The 19,529-nt window shown below is 66.0% G+C and carries 17 protein-coding genes; 14 read left to right on the top strand and 3 right to left on the bottom strand.

Annotation, left to right across the window (positions count from 1 at the left end; genetic code table 11):
- Positions 1-6: 6 nt before the first annotated feature.
- Complete coding sequence (locus IT347_04310; protein ID MCC6348801.1) at positions 7-1,395, top strand: 1-acyl-sn-glycerol-3-phosphate acyltransferase; 1,389 nt, start codon at positions 7-9, stop codon at positions 1,393-1,395.
- Entirely contained in the window at positions 1,392-2,063 is a 672-nt protein-coding gene (locus IT347_04305) for a polysaccharide deacetylase family protein (protein MCC6348800.1), read from the top strand. Before IT347_04310 ends, IT347_04305 begins: the two co-directional genes overlap by 4 nt.
- Before the next feature lie 30 nt (positions 2,064-2,093).
- Here IT347_04305 and IT347_04300 read toward each other — a convergent pair whose 3' ends face one another.
- The gene (locus tag IT347_04300) at positions 2,094-3,275 is read right to left on the bottom strand and encodes an MBL fold metallo-hydrolase (GenBank protein MCC6348799.1); all 1,182 of its coding nucleotides are present in this window, start codon (positions 3,273-3,275) and stop codon (positions 2,094-2,096) included.
- Positions 3,276-3,355: 80 nt separating this feature from the next.
- Between IT347_04300 and IT347_04295 the strand changes: the two genes are divergently transcribed.
- Positions 3,356-4,783 carry an aminoacetone oxidase family FAD-binding enzyme gene (locus IT347_04295; GenBank protein ID MCC6348798.1) on the top strand — a complete coding sequence of 476 codons (1,428 nt, stop codon included), beginning with the start codon at positions 3,356-3,358 and terminating at the stop codon, positions 4,781-4,783.
- A gap of 135 nt (positions 4,784-4,918) precedes the next feature.
- On the opposite strand, the gene IT347_04290 is transcribed toward IT347_04295, so the two are convergent.
- Both IT347_04290 and IT347_04285 read right to left on the bottom strand, forming a co-directional pair.
- The gene (locus IT347_04290) at positions 4,919-5,980 is read right to left on the bottom strand and encodes a tyrosine-type recombinase/integrase (protein MCC6348797.1); all 1,062 of its coding nucleotides are present in this window, start codon (positions 5,978-5,980) and stop codon (positions 4,919-4,921) included.
- On the bottom strand, positions 5,977-6,171 hold the full coding sequence (locus tag IT347_04285) for a hypothetical protein (protein MCC6348796.1): 195 nt from the start codon (positions 6,169-6,171) through the stop codon (positions 5,977-5,979). The genes IT347_04290 and IT347_04285 overlap by 4 nt, the downstream gene beginning before the upstream one ends.
- 82 nt (positions 6,172-6,253) lie before the next feature.
- Here IT347_04285 and IT347_04280 point away from each other — a divergent pair, with 82 nt between their 5' ends.
- From IT347_04280 to merA, 11 genes are all read left to right on the top strand, one after another.
- Positions 6,254-8,845: a DEAD/DEAH box helicase gene (locus IT347_04280; protein MCC6348795.1), complete on the top strand. Its 2,592-nt coding sequence runs from the start codon at positions 6,254-6,256 to the stop codon at positions 8,843-8,845.
- Positions 8,846-8,977: 132 nt separating this feature from the next.
- Positions 8,978-10,600 (top strand): SAM-dependent DNA methyltransferase, encoded by a 1,623-nt coding sequence (locus IT347_04275; protein MCC6348794.1) that lies wholly within the window; start codon positions 8,978-8,980, stop codon positions 10,598-10,600.
- A 122-nt stretch (positions 10,601-10,722) separates the two neighbouring features.
- Positions 10,723-11,835 carry a restriction endonuclease subunit S gene (locus tag IT347_04270; GenBank protein MCC6348793.1) on the top strand — a complete coding sequence of 371 codons (1,113 nt, stop codon included), beginning with the start codon at positions 10,723-10,725 and terminating at the stop codon, positions 11,833-11,835.
- A gap of 3 nt (positions 11,836-11,838) precedes the next feature.
- Entirely contained in the window at positions 11,839-14,997 is a 3,159-nt protein-coding gene (locus IT347_04265; GenBank protein MCC6348792.1) for a type I restriction endonuclease subunit R, read from the top strand.
- 363 nt (positions 14,998-15,360) lie between these two features.
- Positions 15,361-15,687 carry a metal-sensitive transcriptional regulator gene (locus IT347_04260; GenBank protein MCC6348791.1) on the top strand — a complete coding sequence of 109 codons (327 nt, stop codon included), beginning with the start codon at positions 15,361-15,363 and terminating at the stop codon, positions 15,685-15,687.
- 42 nt (positions 15,688-15,729) lie between these two features.
- Entirely contained in the window at positions 15,730-16,164 is a 435-nt protein-coding gene (locus IT347_04255) for a hypothetical protein (GenBank protein ID MCC6348790.1), read from the top strand.
- Positions 16,165-16,179: 15 nt separating this feature from the next.
- Positions 16,180-16,770 carry a cation transporter gene (locus IT347_04250; protein MCC6348789.1) on the top strand — a complete coding sequence of 197 codons (591 nt, stop codon included), beginning with the start codon at positions 16,180-16,182 and terminating at the stop codon, positions 16,768-16,770.
- A 48-nt stretch (positions 16,771-16,818) separates the two neighbouring features.
- Positions 16,819-17,064, top strand: a complete 246-nt coding sequence (locus IT347_04245) for a carboxymuconolactone decarboxylase family protein (protein ID MCC6348788.1) — start codon at positions 16,819-16,821, stop codon at positions 17,062-17,064.
- A gap of 119 nt (positions 17,065-17,183) precedes the next feature.
- On the top strand, positions 17,184-17,414 hold the full coding sequence (locus tag IT347_04240) for a hypothetical protein (protein ID MCC6348787.1): 231 nt from the start codon (positions 17,184-17,186) through the stop codon (positions 17,412-17,414).
- Positions 17,415-17,711: 297 nt separating this feature from the next.
- Positions 17,712-18,098 carry a helix-turn-helix transcriptional regulator gene (locus tag IT347_04235; protein ID MCC6348786.1) on the top strand — a complete coding sequence of 129 codons (387 nt, stop codon included), beginning with the start codon at positions 17,712-17,714 and terminating at the stop codon, positions 18,096-18,098.
- Positions 18,085-19,488: a mercury(II) reductase gene (gene merA, locus IT347_04230; GenBank protein ID MCC6348785.1), complete on the top strand. Its 1,404-nt coding sequence runs from the start codon at positions 18,085-18,087 to the stop codon at positions 19,486-19,488. The genes IT347_04235 and merA overlap by 14 nt, the downstream gene beginning before the upstream one ends.
- Positions 19,489-19,529 lie beyond the last annotated feature (41 nt).

Genomic DNA, 19,529 nt, shown 5'->3' with positions numbered 1-19,529 from the left:
CCCGGCATGGAGCGCGCGATCCGGGCGGTGGGCGGCGTCTTCTACGCGCTGCTGCGGCTAGTGCTGGGAAGCGCGGTGCGGCTCTACTACCGCCGCATCGAGTTCCGGCACGCCGAACTCCTGCCGCCCCGCGGGCCGCTGCTGGTGGTCGCGAACCATCCCGCGTCGCTCACCGACGTGCTCGTGCTCGGCGCCGCGGTGCCGCGGCGGCTGCACTTCGTCGCCTACAGCGGACTGTTCGCGCACCCGCTGCTCGGTTTCGCCCTGCGCCTCGCCGGCACGGTGCCCGTTTACCGTCACGAGGACGCGGCCGAACAGATGCACCGCAACGTCGAGATGTTCGCGGAGTGCAACCGCCTGCTGCGCGAAGGGGGAGCGGTGCTGATCTTTCCCGAGGGCACGAGCCGCAGCGATCGCAAGGTCGAGCGCCTCAAGACCGGCGCCGCCCGCATGGCTCTCGCCTACGAGTTCGCGCCGGAGGGCGCCGGCGACCTCGTGCTGCTGCCCATCGGCCTGCATTTCGAGGAGCGCACAGCGTTCCGCAGCGACGTGCTGGTGACGGCCGGCGTGCCGATCCCGCTGGCGGACCTGCGGGAGCCGAACGCGCGGGATCCGGCGGCCGCCGTCCGCGAGCTGACGGACCGCATCCAGGGATCGCTCGAGAAGCTCATCCTCAACGTGCCGTCGGCCGAGCTCGCGCAGCTCGTGCGCGACATCGAGCGGCTCTACCTCGACGACCTGCGCGAGGCCACTCCCGGCGCGGCGGAGCTGACGCTCGCGCGGGGCATCGCCGACGCCATCGAGTTCTTCCGGCGCAACGACCCCGTCCGGCTCCACCGCATCTGGGTGGAGGTGACCGCCTACCGGCGAAAGCTCGCCGCGCTCGACCTGCGCGACCAGGCCGTGCGCGAACTGGGCGGCTCGCGCGCGACCGCGCCGCGGCTGGTGGCGACGTTCCTCGTGGGTGCGCCCTTCGCGCTCGCCGGCGCGCTGCTCAACTGGCTGCCGTACCGGCTGTGCGGGCCGATCGGGCAGCTCTTCGCGCCCGACCCGACGCGCGTCGCTTTCGCCCGCATCGTCTGCGGCGTGGTGCTGTTTCCGCTCGCCTACGCCGGCGTCGCGCTGGCGCTGCGGCACGGCGCGCACTGGGGGCTCGTGCCCATCGCCGCCCTTCTCGCCGCATCCATTCCGCTCGGACTCGCCTCCCTCGGCTGGTTCGGGTGGCTGCGGCGCGAGCGGCACCGCCTGCGCCTGACGTTCCTGCTCTCGTCGAACCGCCCGCTGGTCGCGCGGCTGCGCCTCGAGCGGCGCCGGATCGTGCGGATGCTCGATGCCGCCCGCAAGGACTACCAGGCCGGCCTCGCGGTGGCGGGCGAAGGGAGCACCGGGAAATGAACCTCGTCCACTCGCCATGGCTCGCGCGCTGGTTCGGCTCCGACGTCCGGTGCCGCTTCGAGCACGTCGAGGGGCGTTTCGCGCTCACCTTCGACGACGGGCCGAGCCCCACGGCGACGCCCCGGCTGCTCGACGTGCTCGCGCGGCACGGCGCGAGCGCCACGTTCTTCGTGCTCGAGCCGCACGCGAGACGCCACGCGGCAATCGTGCGGCGCGCGCACGAGGCCGGTCACGAGCTGGGCGTGCACGCCCGCGACCACCTGCCGCCCGCGCTCATGCCGCGCGCGCTGCTGCGGCGCCAGATCGAGGAGACCGCCGGGGCGATCGAGGACGCCTGCGGCGAACGAGCGGTCAGCTACCGGGCGCCCTTCGGCATGCTGCGCCGCTCGCAGGCGCGCTGGGTCCGGTCGCTCGGCTACTTTCCGGTGCTGGGCGACGTCTATCCGGAGGATCCGCACGTCAACGACGCCGCGCGGATCGCCGGCGAGACGCTGCGGCGGTTGCGCGCCGGCTCGATCGTGATCCTGCACGACGCGAGCGTCTTCGGCGACGCCTCGCGTTCGCCGACCCTCGAGGCCGTGGACCTGATCCTCGACGCCGCCGCGCGCATGGGCCTGCGCGCCGTGTCGGTGCGCGAGTTACGCGAGGCGCCGGGGCCCGCGGGCTGAAGGCCGCGCGGGGCGCCGCGGACGCGGCCTTCAGCTCTTCGCGCCGCCCGCCGGGCGGCTCACCACCGCGCACTCGTTGCGGCCCAGCTCCAGCTCGTCGGCTTCGCGCCCGGTCAGCTCGCGCAGGCCGACGTTGACCGCCTTGATCGTGCGGTAGCCCTCGGGAAACGCCGACGGCTGGCCGGCCCAGGCGATGAACGCGTCGCGCTCCGCCATCGCCAGCGCCTCGTTCGAGCGCAGCAGCTCGCCGAAGGGCGCCGCGATCGCGCGATCGGCGCGCCGCTCGCGCTCGGAGGAGTAGTGCGCGGGCAGCACGAGCGCGCCCGCCGGCCATTCGCGCCGCGCGCGCCCGACGCTGCTCCACAGCACCGGCGCCCACTCGGCCGCGCGCCCGGCCAGGTCCGGGCGGCCCAGCGACTCGACGAACACGAAGTCGCCCGTGAACGCGTGCGAGTCGCCGAGCAACAGACTGACGCTGCCCTCGGTGTGGCCCGGCGTGTGATGAACCGTCAGCGTGGCGCGTCCGACGCGAAGCTCGTCGCGGTCCGACAGCGCCTCGAAGCGCAGCCGGCCGGGCGTGCCGTCGTAGGCGTAGGCGGAATCCGCCGGGTGCAGGCGGTAGGGAGCGCCGCTTTCGCGCGCGAGCGCCGGCGCGCCGCTGATGTAGTCCGCGTGAACGTGCGTGTCCACGACCGCCGTGACGCGTGCCTGCGATTCGTGCGCCGCCGCGAGCACGGCGGAAAAATCGCGCGGCGGATCGATCACCAGCGCCTCGCCGTCGCTGACCAGCAGGTAGCAGAGCGCGCCCTTGCCCACGCGGTCGAACTGCACGAGCCGGTCGAGCGCCGGCGGCGGCTCGATCGGCCGCGCGACCAGCAGGTTCATCCACGCCGCCATGCCGCCGCGCAGCGAGAAAGCCTGAAGCCCCAGCGCGCGCAGGTGCGCCGCCGACGCGCGGCTCTGGTTGCCGTGGCCGCAGACCACCGCCACCGGCCGGTCGGCGGCGAGCCCGAAGCCCCCAAGGCTCATGCTCGCATTGAGCGCCGAAGCCGGCAGGTTGTGAAAGTCCCCGCCCGTCGCCATCTCGATGTGCCCCGACGCGACGCGCTCGGGGCCGCGCACGTCCACCACCTGCATGCCGCCGCCCGCTTCGAGCGCCGCGTGCAACTCGGCCGCCGAGATCTCGGGAGCGCCGGGAACCGCGTCGTTCATGCGCATCCTCCTGAGCGTCTGAAGCTACCTCAGGCTGGCGCATTCGCCACGACCTTTCCAGCCGGGCTACGCTGTCGCGCATGAGCCAACGCCACGTCGTCGTGATCGGCGCCGGCGCCGCCGGGCTGACCGCCGCCATTCGCGCCGGCGAAGCCGGCGCGCGCGTCACGCTGCTCAATGCGCACCCCAGGGTCGGCCTCAAGATCCTCATGAGCGGCGGCACCCGCTGCAACGTGACGCACGCGCGCGTCGGCGAGCAGGACTACTTCGGCGGCTCGCGCCACGTGATCGCGCGCATCCTGCGCGCCTTTCCGCCCGGGCGGACGCTCGAATGGTTCCGCGACGATCTCGGCGTGCCGCTCAAGCTCGAGGAGACCGGCAAGTACTTCCCCGTGAGCGACGACGCCCAGACCGTGCTTGACGCGCTGCTCGCGGCATGCGCGCGCGCCGGCGCCGAAGTGCGCGGCGGCGCGCGGGCCGTGCGGCTGGAGCAGGTGGAGGGCGATGCGGGCGGTGAAGCCGGAGGCGACGCTGGCGGAAACGCGGACCGCTATCTAGATGTAGGCGCCGACCGTTCCACCGCGCAACAGCGGCCCGTTTCGGCCGCGCCAGGAGCGGCTCGAACGCGGTTTCGCGTCGGCGTCCAGCGAATCGCCGACAGCGCCGCGCTCGGCAGCGCCGTCGCGCCCTCCGGCCAGCTCGCATGGCCGCTGCCCGAGATCGCCCCCGACGAATGGCTCGACGCCGACGCCGTCATCGTCGCGACCGGCGGCCTTTCGTTTCCGCGCACCGGCAGCGACGGCACCGGCTACGCCTTGCTGACGTCGCTCGGCCACACGCTCGTGCCGCCCGTGCCCGCGCTCACGCCGCTCGCCTCGCCCGACCCGTTCTGCATGGGCGCGCGCGGCGTGACCGTGCACGCCGCGCTCACGCTGTGGGTGGACGGGAGGAAGCAGCAGACCTGCGAAGGCTCGCTGCTCTTCACGCACTTCGGCGTGAGCGGCCCCGTCGCGCTCGATCTGTCGCGCCACTGGCACCGCGCCGAAGGCCACGCGCGGCGCGTGACCATCAACTTCCTGCCCGGCTTCAGTCCCGAAGCGCTGGCCGACGAATGGATCGCCGCCGGCGAGCGCCGAAGCGGACGGGGCTCGCGCTCGTTCCTCGGTGCGCGGCTGCCCGAGCGGATCGCCGACATGCTGACCGCCGAATCCGGCCTGGGCGGCGTCGCCATGTCCCAGACCCCGAAAGCGCGCCGTGCGCAGATGCTGCGCCTGGTGGTGGAGCGCGAGTTGGAAGTGACCGGCACGCTGGGCTACGAAAAGGCCGAAGTCACAGCCGGCGGCGTGCCGCTGGCGGAGGTGGACGCGTCCACCCTGGAATCCCGCGTCGCGCCCGGATTGTTCCTTTGCGGTGAGGTGCTGGACGTGGAGGGACGGCTGGGAGGGTTCAACTTCCAGTGGAGTTGGTCATCCGGGACCGTCGCGGGGCGAGCTGCCGCCAAGAAGTAGTGCGTCGTAAAATGTTGGCGTGTAGTGAGTTCATGAGATGTACTGCGCGGGGTCAGCGAGCGCACGTCGGTTGGGTAGACGGGCAAAGACGCCAAACTGTGTCACTTTTGTGTCAGTCGTGGCGGAAAGGCCGTGTCAGGCCTTCTCGGATGCGCCCTGGAACGCCGCCAGCTTGCGCACTGCGTCCGCGAGGTCCGTCTCCGAGACGATCGCGTAGCGGCGGTAGACCGACTCCGTCATGTGGCCAGTGAGCTTCATGGCCACGGAGCGCGGGACGCCTGCGCGCTCGAGGTTACGAACGGCGCTGCGCCGCAGGTCGTGAACCAGCTTGCCCGGTTGCCCTGCTTCTCGACAACACCGCATCCAGACGTCTCGGTGGTCACCCAGCGGCTTGCCGTCCCGCCAGAAGACCCAAGGCACGATTCGATCGTGCGCCTTCTGCCATGCGTCCGTCCGCTTACGCTGGATCTTCAGCAGCTTCGCCAGTGCCGGGAATGCCGCAAACGGGAAGCTGCGGCCCTCGCGGTTCTTCGTCGTGCCAGGCTCCAGGCGCACGATGCCGGCGCGGAAGTCGACTTGCGCCCACGTCAGCGACTTCACCTCGCCGATTCGCCAGCCGGTACGCCACGCGAACTCGATCGCGGGTGCGTACCAGTCCGGGAGGCGCTGCAGGACTCGATTCACCTGTTCGTCCGTGAAAAAACCCTTGCGGACGTTGTCCAGCTTGATCACCGGGAGCGGCGGTCGCAGCGGCAGGATGCCCGCCATCGTGCCGAGCTTGAGCATGCGCCCGAGCGCGGCAACCTCGTGGTGCACCGTGCCCGGTGCAGCGCCGGCTTCAAGGCGCTTCGAGACGTAGCGGGATACCGAGTCGTAGTTGATGTCGACGGCGGGCAGGCGCTCGAAGGTGGGCCGAAGGTGCTTGATCGCGTGCTCGACGCGGTCCCACGTGCGGTTCTGCTTCTGCCGGTAGTCGGCCTGGATGAGCGTGACGAGGTCATCGAACGTGACCTTCTCGGCGTCACGGCCGACCTTTCCGCCACGGCCCATCTCGGCCACACGCTTGCGGAGGAGCCGTGCCGCATCTGCGCGCACCTGGGAGTGCGAGGACTCCCGGTACAGCTTTCCGCGCGCCGAGTACTGGATCCACCAGACCTGGCCGCGGCGATAGAGGGTGCCGAGACCGTACGCCTTCATGATCGCTTGGGCTCCTTGCGCTTGCGACCGCGGCGCTCCAGCCATTCACCAAGCGCCCGTCGCACGAGCTCGGTCATGACCGTGCTCTCCTCGATCGCGGCGATCGCGAGGCGACGGTGCATCCTCTCTTCGAGCGCCACGGTCGTGACGCGCATGCCCTCGCGGGACTCGGCTCGAACGCGCTTGGCCATGGCGCTATGATACCGTACCGCGGCAATCAGGCAGAGATCTCAGTTGTCCAGCCGAATCCTGGACGAGTCCCGGGAGACTTCGATGGCCTTCAAGAAGATCAGCGGGGAGCTTAGGGCACCAGATGATCCTGAGGTGCTGTTTCGCGACCTCCGCGGGCGGAAGATCCAAGGGCTTCTTTCGCAACAAGCCGACGTGCTTCGAGAGTACGCAAGGGTCGGCGTAGGACTCGACGACGTGGCCATCCAGCTTCCGACCGGGAGCGGCAAGACACTTGTCGGCCTTCTGATTGCGGAGTGGCGGAGGCGCAAGTTCGGTGAGCGGGTCCTGTATCTTTGCCCGACTCGTCAGCTGGTGAATCAAGTTGTGGCCAACGCCACTGCGAAGTACGGGCTGAAGCTCAATGGATTCACGGGCTCCAGGCGCGACTTCGATCCAGCTAGATCCTCCGAGTACGTCTCGGCAGAAGCCGTTGGCGTGGCGACCTACAGTGCGATCTTCAACAGCAACCCGTTCTTCGAAGATCCACAGGTCCTCGTTTGCGATGACGCACACGCGGCGGAGAGCTACATCGCGTCGATGTGGTCGCTCCAAATCCTCCGTCGAACGCACGAGACGTTGTACGTCAACGTCTTGTCGGCGCTCAAGGACACTCTCGAGACGACTGACTACCAACGTTTACGGTCAGAGGACCCAACCCATTGGGACGAGCAGTGGATTGAACTGATTCCTGGGCCCAAGCTCGACGCCGTAGTGCCCACACTTGAAGGATTGCTCGACGCGCACTGTACCGATGACGTTCACCGCTACGCCTGGAGTGAACTGAAGGGGCACCTAGCAGCGTGCAACCTATTTGTCACGCCGCGTGAGCTCCTGATCCGCCCGCTCGTGCCGCCGACGTTTCAGCACTCCCCGTTCGCCGGCGCAGCACAGAGGGTCTACATGTCTGCCACGCTCGGCGCGGGTGGCGATCTTGAGAGGATCATGGGCAGAAGGGCGATCCAACGGATCAACCCTCCTGCCGGATTCGAGCGGCAAGGAGTGGGACGACGGTTCTTTCTCTTCCCGGGTCGATCCCTTGAACCCGATGCGGCCAACGCGATGGTTCGCGAACTGATCGATGAGGCGCCACGGACCTTGTACCTCGTCCCATCTGATGCGCGCGCGGCAGAAGTCCGTGACTCGCTGGCCACGCTAGCAGACCTGCACTTCTTTGACGGCCGTGGGCTTGAGAACTCCAAAGCGAGCTTCGTCTCCGCGAACCGCGCGATTGCACTGGTCGCGAACCGTTACGACGGCATCGACCTCAACGGTGACGAATGTCGGCTGTTGATCTTCGATGGCTTTCCCGGAACGACAAACCTGCAGGAAAAGTTTCTCGTTACTCGGATGGCGGCGGGCGTGATCTTGGATGAGCGAGTCGGGACAAGGCTCGCACAAGGGTTTGGGCGTTGCACCCGCTCGGACACTGACTACGCGGTTGTGGTCGTGGTTGGAGAGAGCATCTCGAAGCACCTACTGAAGGCTGAAAGAAGGGCGCACTTCCATCCTGAACTTCAAGCTGAGATAGAGTTCGGTTTGGAGCAGTCGAAGGACGTGGCCGGGTCCGAAATGCTCGCAAACACCAAGACCTTCCTCGCGCAAGGTGAGGAGTGGCGGTCAGCGGAATACCAGCTTCTGGGCATTCGGGATGCGCGCACGAGGGAGCCCCGGGCAGGTGAGACGGATCTCGCTACGGCCGTGGGGCACGAAGTCGAGTATTCAGAGAAGCTCTGGAATGGAGATCATCAGGGAGCCTTGGCGTCAGCAGAGTCCGTGCTGGGATTCCTCAACGCCGATCCGCTTCGGGGGTACCGCGCACTTTGGAACTATCTTGCGGGATGTTGCGCGTGGCGGCTTGGCTCAAACGATTCGGATGGGTTCCGCGGTCGCGCGAGGGAGTGGTTCCGGCGCGCCGCCGCGGCCGCAACTGGTGTGCGGTGGCTGCACGAGGTAGCGCGCATGACGGCCGTGGAAGTGCTGGAGACGGATACGACTCAGCAGGCCTTGATGGAGCAAGTGGCATGTGTCGAGGCACAACTTGAGCGCTTGGGGATCGTAAACAACCGAGGATTCGAGGCGGAGCTCCTCGGCGTCACCATTGGACTGGGCGGCGGCGCAACTCCTGCCTTCGAAAGGGCCCACGCTCTTCTGGGCAAGAACCTCGGATTCGAGTCAGGCTGCGAGTCGGGGCCAGCAGAGCCTGACGCTTGGTGGCGCGTTAGCGCGAATGAGTACATTGTGTTCGAGGACCATGCTGACGCACTCCAAACATCCTCGATCTCAGTCAAGAAGGTTCGCCAAGCGGCATCGCACGAAGCGTGGCTCAGAACCAGGCGAGGGCTTCCGGACTCGGCGAAGGTCGTTGTTGTGATGATTTCGCCCTGCTGCGAGGTTGATCGGGAGGCCCAGCCCTTGGGTCGAGAAGTAGGGCTTTGGGCTCTGGCCGATTTCAGAGCGTGGGCGCAGAGAGGGCTGGAGTGCATTCGTGGGCTGCGGAGCAGTTACCCCGGGCGCTTGGACCTCGCTTGGCAGGCTGACGCGGCTGAACGGCTGAAGCAGAGTGGGTGTGATCCACAGTCCATTCTCGCGCGAGTGACGCGAGTCAAGATCGAAGACCTACGCGCTCGTGGCTAGGTCGTCGCAAGATTCCCAAGCAGCATAGTCTCTGAAGCCGAGGATGCTGCTGGCCGCAGGCCGCCATCGACGCAATCCATTCGAGTGATAGCGGCGCGCTAGACCTGCGACGCCGCGGTGAGGTCGCCACAGATGCACTGGGTCGGTCCCGCAGCAAAGGAAGATGCGAGCGCCACGCTCGAGAAGCGCCTCTGGGACGCTGCGGACCAGTTCCGCGCGAACTCAGGACTCAAGGCTCAGGAGTATTCGGGGCCGATTCTCGGTCTGATCTTCCTGCGATTCGCCGAGGTACGCTTCACAGCCCAGTACGCGAAACTGGCGAAGAGTGGCGCCTCGTCGCGCCGCGGCAGTCGTGTCGAGGATCCGGCTGCCTATCATGCCGACGGCGTACTCTTCCTGGGGTCTGAGGCTCGGTTCGAGTACCTGCTAACCCTGCCCGAGCGCGCCGATGTCGGCGCCAAGGTCAACGCGGCCATGCGGGACGTGGAGAAGCACAATCCACAGCTCGCCGGCGTGCTTCCGAAGACCTACAACCTGTTCACCAGCGCGCTGCTCAAAGACCTGCTCAAGAAGGTCTCCGAGATTCCGGCGACGATCGACTTCGACGCCTTCGGGCGCATCTACGAGTACTTTCTCGGTGAGTTCGCCCGCACAGAAGGGCAGAAGGGCGGCGAGTTCTACACGCCGGCCAGCATCGTCAGGCTGCTCGCCGAGATCATCGAGCCCTTCCACGGTCGCATCCTCGACCCCGCGTGCGGTTCCGGTGGCATGTTCGTGCAATCGGCCCGTTTCGTCGCCGAGCACCAGAAGAACCCAGCTGCCGAGCTCGCGATCTGCGGTGTCGAGAAGACGGACGAGACCGGGCGTCTCTGTCGCATGAACCTCGCGGTTCATGGTCTGGAGGGCGACATACGCCACGGCGGCAACGTCAACAGCTACTACGACGACCCGCACAAGGCCACGGGCAAGTTCGACTTCGTGCTCGCCAACCCGCCGTTCAACGTGAACGCGGTGGACAAGGAGCGGCTCAAGGACATGGTCGGCCCCGGTCGCCGCTTCGCATACGGCGTGCCGAAGCCCGACAACGCGAACTACCTCTGGATCCAGCTCTTCCATTCCGCGTTGAACGCCAAGGGCCGCGCCGGCTTCGTCATGGCCAACTCGGCGTCAGACGCCCGGTCATCCGAGCAGGACATCCGCCAGCTGCTCGTCGAAGCGAGGGCCGTGGACGTGATGGTCGCCGTCGGCCCCAACATGTTCTACACGGTGACGCTGCCCTGCACGCTGTGGTTCCTCGACAAGGGCAAAGCGAAAGCGCCCCGGGCGGACACGGTGCTCTTCATTGACGCGCGCCATATTTACCGGCAAGTGGACCGCGCGCACCGCGACTGGACGTCTGGCCAGATTGGGTTCCTCGCCAATCTCGTGCGTCTCTACCGCGGCGAAGCCCCGGACTTCACCTACGGTGGCGATGAGGTCGAGGCGAAGCTCAAGGAGGTGTTCGGCAAGAAGCCGAAGTACGGTGACGTCCCCGGCCTATGCCGCGCCGCGACGCTGAAGCAGATTGAAGCGCAGGGCTGGTCGCTCAACCCTGGCCGTTACGTGGGTGTCGCGCCAGGCGAAGACGTGAGCGACGAAGACTTCAAGGCGCAGCTCGAAGTGCTGAACGAGGAGCTCGAGGCGCTGAACGCGCAGGCGCGGGAGCTCGAGGCGAGGATTGCGCGGAATGTCGCCGAAGTCCTGGAGGGGCGGTGATTCACCGTCGCAGGATCAGAGATCTGATCGCCGATGGGGCCATTCTCGAGATTCAGGATGGCAATCATGGCGAGAAGCACCCGACCGAGGCGGACTATGTCCTGGACGGCATACCCTTCCTGATGGCCCGTGACTTCCACGGTGGACGCGTCGACATTGCGGGTGCGCGAAAGATCCCCAAGGCTCTCGGTGACAAGCTGCGAATCGGCTTCGCTCGAGCTGGTGACGTACTGCTCACGCACAAAGGCACCGTCGGGCTGGTCGCCATGGTGCCGGAAGTTCAGGACTACGTGATGCTCACGCCGCAGGTTACCTACTACCGCACCAACCCAGCGGCGCTGCTCAACACGTACCTCAAGTATGCGTTCCAGTCGCCGTTCTTCCGGCACCAGCTCGAGTCGTACTCGGCCCAATCAACTCGGCCCTACATCGGAATAACGGCGCAGAAGGACCTTGAGCTGGAGATGCCGCCACCGCGGCTCCAGCGACGGATCGCGGACACCCTTTCGGCCTACGACGAGCTGATCGAGAACAACCAGCGTCGGATCGAGATCCTGGAAGAGATGGCGCGCCGGATCTACCGCGAGTGGTTTGTCTACTTTCGCTTCCCCGGCCACGAGAACCACCCCCGAGTCCCTTCGCCCCTTGGTGAGATCCCGAAAGGTTGGGGCGTGAGAACGCTCGGTGAGATTGCGGAGGACGTACGTCGCAACGTGCCGAAGGGTCCGCTTGAACTTCCGCGGCCGTACGTCGGCCTCGAGCACATCCCGCGTCGCTCGCTGGCTCTGGATGCATGGGAGATGACTGCTGAGCTCGGCTCGAACAAACTGGAGTTCAAGAAGGGGGAAGTGCTCTTCGGGAAGATCCGGCCCTACTTCCACAAGGTCAGCGTTGCGCCGTTCGATGGCCTATGTTCGGCTGACACGATCGTCATTCGTGCGCGCCAGCCAGAGCACTACGCAGTCGTCGCAGCCTGTGTCTCCAGCGACGAGTTTGTTGCTGAGGCCAGCGCAACCGCCAACGGCGCGAAGATGCCGCGCGCAAACTGGGGGGTGTTGGAGAAGTACCAGGTGGTCGTGGCCTGTGGTGAAGTTGCGGAGGAGTTTTCGTCGACGATGACCGGGCTGATTGAGCAGCAGCAGGCGCTTGTCCAGCAAGTACAAGTCCTCCGCCGCACGCGCGACCTGCTTCTCCCGCGCCTGCTGTCCGGCCACATCAAACTCGACGCCGCCTGAGCGATGACCCCTCACGCCTACACCGAAGACCAGCTCGTTGAGCAGCCCGCCATCGGGCTCTTCGCCGAACTTGGCTGGCGGACGGTGTCGGCGATGGAAGAGATCCTTGGGGCGGGCGGAACGCTCGACCGCGAGACCAAGGGCGAGGTCGTGCTCACGGGACGTCTGCGCGCCGTGCTGGTGCGCTTCAATCCCGCCCTGCCCCCGGAGGCCATCAACACCGCCGTCGATGAGCTGACGCGTGACCGCTCGGCGATGAGCCTGGAAGCGGCCAACCGGGAGCTCTACCGGTGGCTCAAGGACGGCCTGCCGGTATCGGTGCCCGACCCGGAACACGGCGGGCAAAAGCCCGAGCGCGTGCGCATCGTGGAGTGGGAGCATCCGGAGCAGAACGACTTCCTGCTCGTGAGCCAGTTGAGCGTGGTCGGCAACCTCTACACCTGCCGGCCGGATCTCGTCGGCTTCGTCAATGGCCTGCCCTGGGTTGTGGTGGAACTCAAGAAGCCCGGCGTGCCAGCGCGAGCGGCCTTCGACGAGAACTTGACGCATTACAAGCAGGAGATTCCCCAGCTCTTCTGGTTCAACGCGCTGCTCATTGCCAGCAACGGCACCGACAGCCGCGTAGGGTCTCTCACCACCGACTGGGGCCGTTTCTTCGAGTGGAAGCGGGCCGAGCGTGAGGACGAGCCTCGCCGGGTCTCGCTCGAGACAATGCTTCGCGGCACCTGCGACCGCACGCGGCTGCTGGACCTGGTCGAGAACTTCACGCTCTTCTCCGAGCATAAGGCGGGGTTGGTCAAGGTAGTCGGCCAGAACCACCAGTTCCTGGGCGTCAACAACGCCATCGCCGCGATGTTGGAAGCCCGAAAGCTCGGCCATGGCCGAGGAGGCGTCTTCTGGCAGACGCAGGGCAGCGGCAAGAGCTTCGCGATGGTCTTCTTCGCGCAGAAGGTGCTACGCCGAATCACAGGCAACTGGACGTTTGTGGTGGTCACGGATCGAGTCGATCTCGATGACCAGATCGCCAAGACGTTCAAGGCCGTGGGCGCGGTGTCCGAGGCCGAGAGCAAGGAATGCCATGCCCAGAGCGGCGAGGAACTGCGCGGGCTCCTGCGCGGCAACCACCGCTATGTCTTCACGCTGATCCACAAGTTCCAGTCGCCCGAGGTGCTGACCGACCGCGCGGACGTCATCGTGCTGACCGACGAAGCCCACCGCAGCCAGTACGACACGCTGGCGGTCAACATGCGCGCCGCGCTGCCCAAGGCGACGTTCCTCGCGTTCACCGGTACACCTCTGATCGCAGGCGAGGAGCGCACCAAGGGCGTATTCGGCGACTACGTGTCGATCTACGACTTCCAGCAGTCCGTTGAGGACGGCGCCACCGTGCCACTCTTCTACGAGAATCGCACGCCTGAGCTGGAGCTGGTGAACCCAGCGATTAACGACGACCTCTACGCTCTGATTGAGGATGCGTCACTCGACCCCGAGCAGGAGGACAAGCTCGAACGCGAGCTGGGCCGGCAATACCACCTGCTCACGCGCGACGACCGGCTGGAGACCGTGGCGCGCGACATCGTCCGGCACTTCCTCGGCCGGGGATTCGTGGGCAAGGCCATGGTCGTCTCGATCGACAAGGCCACGGCTCTCCGCATGCACGACAAGGTGCGCAAGCACTGGGATGCGGAAGCCGAGCGCGTCAGGCGAGAGCTGGCTCGCTATGACCTGAACGATGGCCAACGAGCGGCACTGGTTGCGCGGCAGGACGTGCTGGCCACGACGGACATGGCGCTCGTGGTGTCCCCCGGGCAGAACGAGATCGCCCAGATGAAGGCGCTTGGGCTGGACATCGAACCGCATCGCCGGCGAATGAACGAGTCGCAGCCCGGGCTGGACGAGAAGTTCAAGGACACGGACGACCCGCTCCGGATCGTGTTCGTGTGCGCGATGTGGCTCACTGGCTTCGACGCGCCGAGCTGCTCGACGGTGTACCTGGACAAGCCCATGCGGAACCACACGCTCATGCAGACCATCGCCCGGGCGAACAGAGTGTTCCCGGGCAAGCACAGCGGCATCATCGTCGACTACGCGAACGTGTTCGCGTCGCTGGAGAAGGCGCTGGCGATCTACGGCACGGGCACGGGCGGCGAGCGCCCCGTGCGCGACAAGCAGCAGCTCGTGGCGGAACTGCGGACCGCCATCGAGAACGCCACGGCATTCTGTTCGGGGCACGGCGTGCATCTTGCCGAGATCGAATCCAGGCCGGTCGGGAGCCTGGAGCGGCTTCAGAGGGTGGACGACGCGGTGAACGCGCTGGTATCGCCCGATCCCGTGCGGCGCGACTTCCTTGGGCACGAGCGCTACGTCGGGACGCTCTACGGCGCGGTGAAGCCCGATCCCGCGGTCCTCGAGTTCGCGGTGCGCGTCTCGGGTCTCGCGGCGATCGCGCAAGCGATCCGCGCCAAACTCAATCCCGATCCCGCCGACATCTCAGGCGTGATGGGCGCGATCGCGTCGCTGCTCGACGAGTCGATCGTCGGCACAACGATCCGGGACGCCGGCCCGCCAGCCATCGACCTCTCGAAGATCAACTTCGAGGCACTGGCCGAGCGGTTCAAGAAGTCGAAGCACCCCAACACGGACCTCGAGGTGCTGAAGGCGGCGATCCAGGCACAGCTGGAGAAGCTGATCCGGCTGAATCGCACGAGGACCGACTTCGCGGAGAAGTTCGCGGAGTTGATCGAGAGCTACAACGCGGGAAGCCGCAACATCGACGCGTTGTTCGAGGAGCTGCTCCGGTTCACGCGGAGCCTCGATGTCGAACAGACCAGGCATGTGCGTGAAAACGTGTCGGAGGAAGATCTCGTCATCTTCGACATCCTGACTCGCCCGGCGCCAGAGTTGTCCGGCGAGGAACGAGCGGAAGTGAAGAAAGTGGCGCGCGAGCTGCTGGAACGGGTCAAGGGCCTGTTGGTCTTGAACTGGCGCAAGAAGGCAGCAGCGCGCTCGACGCTTCGTCTGGCGATCGAGGACGCCCTCGATGCCGGCCTTCCGCGTGCCTACACGCCGGAGCTCTACCAGCAGAAGTGCTCGGCCGTGTTCGAACACGTCTACGAGAGCTACCCGGAGCGTGGCGAGGGCGTTTATGCGGCTGGAGCGTAGGGTGGTCTAGGCGGATCGCGCATAGGTGCTAGGGTGAGATCAGGCATCGAAAAGGCCTGAGATTCGAGGAGCCAAGTTCGAAGATCATCAGCGATGGTCCACCAGACCCGGGTTTCTTTCGCAAACTCCTGGTTCTCCGCGAAAGTCAGCCAAAAGCGAGAGTTCGAGATAGAGACTCACGACACCGCCAAGACAGCGGTGTCCTGCAATCATCAGTTGGGACTCGAACTTCCGGATAACTCGGCTAACACGTTGGCCTGCCTTCTCTTGTAGGCGCACTTACCGGAGTGATCTTCCGTGGTGAATACATTTGCATCCCCCACGGGGGGAGGGGCATCATAGGACGCACGGGAGGATCCACACATGGCCACGAAGACCACTTCCACGAAGCAACTGAAGAGCACGTCGTCCGCATACCTCACGAAGGACATGCGCACTGACCTTTCCGCCCGCTTGGCACGGATCGAAGGTCACGTGCGCGCTGTCCGCGAAATGCTCGAGGAAGATGAGTCCTGCGAGGACTTAATGACGCAGCTTGCCGCGGTTCGCGCCGCGACCACTCAGGCGATCGTCAAGCTATTTGAAGGTCACATGGAGACGTGCGTGACAACCTGCGTCCAGACAGGGAAGGGTCAGGCGGCGCTCGGCGGGCTGAAGGGCGCGTTCACGACGCTGCTGCGACAAGTCTAGGCCGACACATTCTTCGGGTCATCAACGTCAGGAGAACTCGACATGCGGAAGCTGATCGTGGGTGTCGCTCTACTGCTGACGACGGCAAGTGGCTACGCAGCGTTCACTGCCGATCATCGCGGTCTCTCGTCTTGTTCCCCCAAGGCCCAGGCCACCGCTGGTGATTCGTGCACCTCAAGCGCAGGAGCTGCCGCCTGCGAGGCCCCCAAGGGAAAGATCGCCAGTCACTTCGATCCGGCCATGTCCGGGGGGTGCCGTTTCGCCTGTGCGACGAAACTCAAGTACGACTCGAAGGACGTGATGGCACAGCCTGGCGTGAAGATTGGGCAGCTGACGCAATGCCCGGTAAGTGGAGTGGTCTTCGCCGTCGATGCGCATCGTCCGCACGTGCGGTTGGCCGACGGCGATTTCGTGACGTGCTGCGAACGCTGCGCGACCAAGCTGCGGCAGAATCCCCACCATTACTTGAAGGCCTGACCGGAGGATGCAGTCGTGAAGGATCGCAGCGTGTTTGTTGGTTCGCTGGTCGCCGGCGTGCTCGCCTCCGCCTGTTGCATCGGACCGCTCGTCCTTGGCGTCCTGGGGCTGAGCTCGCTCGGTCTGGGCGCAGCATTGGCACCACTGCGGCCGTGGTTCCTGGGCGTGACGGCCGCGTTTCTCACGATCGGATTCTACTTCGCCTACCGGCCGCAGCGCGCCGAGGCCTGTGCTCCGGGGGAGGCGTGCGCCAAGCCGGTCAGCCGCCGGGGGCAGCGCATCGGGCTCTGGGTGGTGACGGTAGCAACGGTCGCGCTTGCCAGCTACCCGAACTGGGGTGCACGACTAACGACATCGCACAACGCGTCGGCAGCAAGTCCTGCCGCGAACGCGGTCGTGGCGCTCGATGTGCACGGTATGACCTGCAGCGCCTGTGCGGGTGAGATCGAAGGCGAGTTGCGCAAGGTGCCCGGCGTCGTGCAAGCGACTGTGAGCTACGAGCGTCGACGCGCGGAGATCCGGCTCTCGGCCGCGCAGCCAAGAGTGCAACCGCTCATCGCGGCCGTCGAGAAGGCTGGCTACCACGCCACGCCGGCCAATCAGTGAACCGACCATAAGGAGCGATCCAGGGCCGTCCTCAAGTCCCGCGAGGAAATGGAAACCGTCGCTCAAGAACCGGCCCGGCTGAGTCCGGAGATCACTGCCAGTATCGCCAAGATGCGGCAGGTCGCGTACACGACCGGCGACGTGCCCAGCAAGTACAAACTCCTGACCGCCGCCGCGATGTCGGTCGTCATCCGCTGCGAGCCCTGCATTCGGGCTTACGTCGAATGGGCCGCCAAGCAGGGTGCCACTAAGGAGGAGATGGTTGAGTTCCTCAACGTAGCAATGACCATGTAGGGCTATCCGGGCGAAGAGTGGGCGCTCGAGGCTCTGACGGCCTACGACGAACTGATCGAAGGCCGCAGCGTCGAGAACAACGGCTGTTGCTCGCATTGAAACGCAGGAGGAGAACACAGATGAGCAAACGTCGCGTCCGGGTCGCGGTTGCAATGCTTGCGTTCACCGGCTGCGCGGTGATCGGTGCGTGCTGCGCGCCGTTGGCCTTTGCAGCTGGCGCCGGCGCAGCGCATCCGAAGTCCGCGGCCACGTCGCAAGATTCGAGCTTCATCAGTCCTACGCTCGAGTCTCACGTACGCACCCTGACACTGACGGTGGAGGGATTGCCGCGTCGTGGCGATTTCCTCTGAATGGGCTGTGTGGCGCGAGCCACCCGGTCCCTGGAAGGGACCGCCGGCGTCGAGCAGGTGACCTTCCTCCGAGAGTCCGAGCAGTTCCGCGTGACCGTCACGCCGCGCTTTCGCCTTCGCGAAGCGGCCTCGCACGTGCAGCGTGCCGGAGAGCTCCACGATCGACAGAACGGCGTCCGTCGCGGACCACCCTGGGTTCTCCGTCTCGCCGGGACAGCGAGTATCCACACTCGGGTGCCTTGACGGCCCTGACGAGGGTGCTACGGTGTATGTGAATAGATATTCAAATACGATTCCATGACATATCCTCTCGGGCGCCGTCGCCGGGTCAAGCACATCGGCTTCTACTGCATCGGCCCCACCGTAACTCCCGTCAGGATCGAGGCCTACCAGCGCAATCTCCGGCGTAGCCGATGGCTGGATCGCGTCCGCCAGCACCTCTTCCTCCTCGGCGCGCGTCGCCTCGACATCCTTTATCTCCTCACGCGCGAGTCTGAGCTGTGCGTGTGTGACCTGGCGGACATCCTGGGCGCTACCGTCTCCGCCGTCTCGCACCAGCTCCGGATCCTCCGCCAGCATGGGCAGGTCCGGTCACGGCGCGACGGGCAGACCATCTTCTATTCACTCACCGGACGAGCCGCGACGCTCGTTCGCAATCAGGAGAGAGCGTATGGACACGTTTGACTTCCTCATCCTCGGCGCCGGGGCCTCCGCCTTTGCCGCCGCGATCAAGGCCAATGAACTCGGAGCGAAGACCGCCATGGTCAAGGGGCCGCTGCCACTCGGCGGTACCTGTGTCAACGTCGGCTGCGTGCCGAGCAAATCGCTCGTCCGAGCAGCCGAGCTTGTGCACCTCGCCAGGTCGAGTCGGCGGCCCGGCGTCGAACTTGCGGTCAGCCGCTTTGACTTCGCCGAGGTGATCCGTGGCGAGCGGGAGCTGGTGGAGGCGCTGCGGCACCAGAAGTACGAGCTGGTGATGGAGCAGGCTTCGAACGTCACGGTCCTCGAGGGCGCGGCAGAGTTCCTAGACCAGAGGCGTGTCCGCGTCGGCGCCGAGGAGCTCAAGGCCGAACGCACCCTGATCGCCACGGGGTCGACGGCGGTGCCACCTCCAGTTCCTGGGCTCATCGAGGCGGGATTTCTCACGCATATCACGGCGCTGAGCTCGGAGCACTTGCCGAAGTCCATGCTGGTGATCGGCGGTGGGCCGGTGGGCCTGGAGTTCGCGCAGATCTTTTCCCGCTTCGGCACGAAGGTCACGCTGGCCGTCAAGGACCGCCGCCTGTTTTCTCGGACGGAGCCCGAACTCAGCCAACGGCTCGAAGAGGTGTTCGTCGGGGAAGGCATCACCGTGCTCAAGGAGTCTGAGGCAGTCAGCGTTGAGCGCCGGGGCAACCTCAAGGTCGTCAGGCTCCGCGGCCGCGCGGGCGAGCACACGGTTGAGGTCGAGGAAATCCTGGTCGCCACGGGCAAGAAGGCCAACACCAAATCCCTCAAGCTCGACCAGGCCGGCGTGAACGTCGATGCACGCCATGCCGTCGCGACCAGCCCGACCTTCCAGACAAGTACATCCCATATCTTCGCGGCCGGCGACGTGACGAACCTTCCGAACCGGCTAGAGACGACGGCCGGACGCGAAGGATCGTTCGCAGCAGAGAACGCCCTCCGAGGAACGTCGAAGATGATCGACTACCAGACCGTGCCCTGGACGGTGTTCACCGATCCTCAGCTCTCCGGGGTGGGACTGCTCGACGAGGAGACTGCGAAGCACGGCCTCTCGTGCACGTGCAACACGATCAGCTTCGAGCATATCGCCAAGGCCCACATTCTCGGCGACACGCGAGGAATCTCTAAGATGGTAGCGGATCGAAAGACCAGTCGCATCGTTGGCGTCCATATCCTCGCGCCAAACGCGGGGGACATCATTAACTCAGCCGAGCTCATCCTGAAGAACAACATGAGGATCGAGCAGGTACTCGACACCATGCCCATCTTCCCGACTCTCTCCGAGAGCCTGAAGATCAACGCCCTCTCGCTGGTGACGGATGTCTCGAAACTCAGCTGTTGCGTATGAGTTCGTGGCGTCCACCGATCATCCTCTCGGCTAGCCGGGCC

Source organism: Candidatus Eisenbacteria bacterium, assembly GCA_020847735.1.
Classification (GTDB): domain Bacteria; phylum Eisenbacteria; class RBG-16-71-46; order RBG-16-71-46; family RBG-16-71-46; genus CAIXRL01.
Note: the sequence above shows the minus strand (reverse complement) of the source record. Positions and strands in the feature narration are given on the sequence as shown.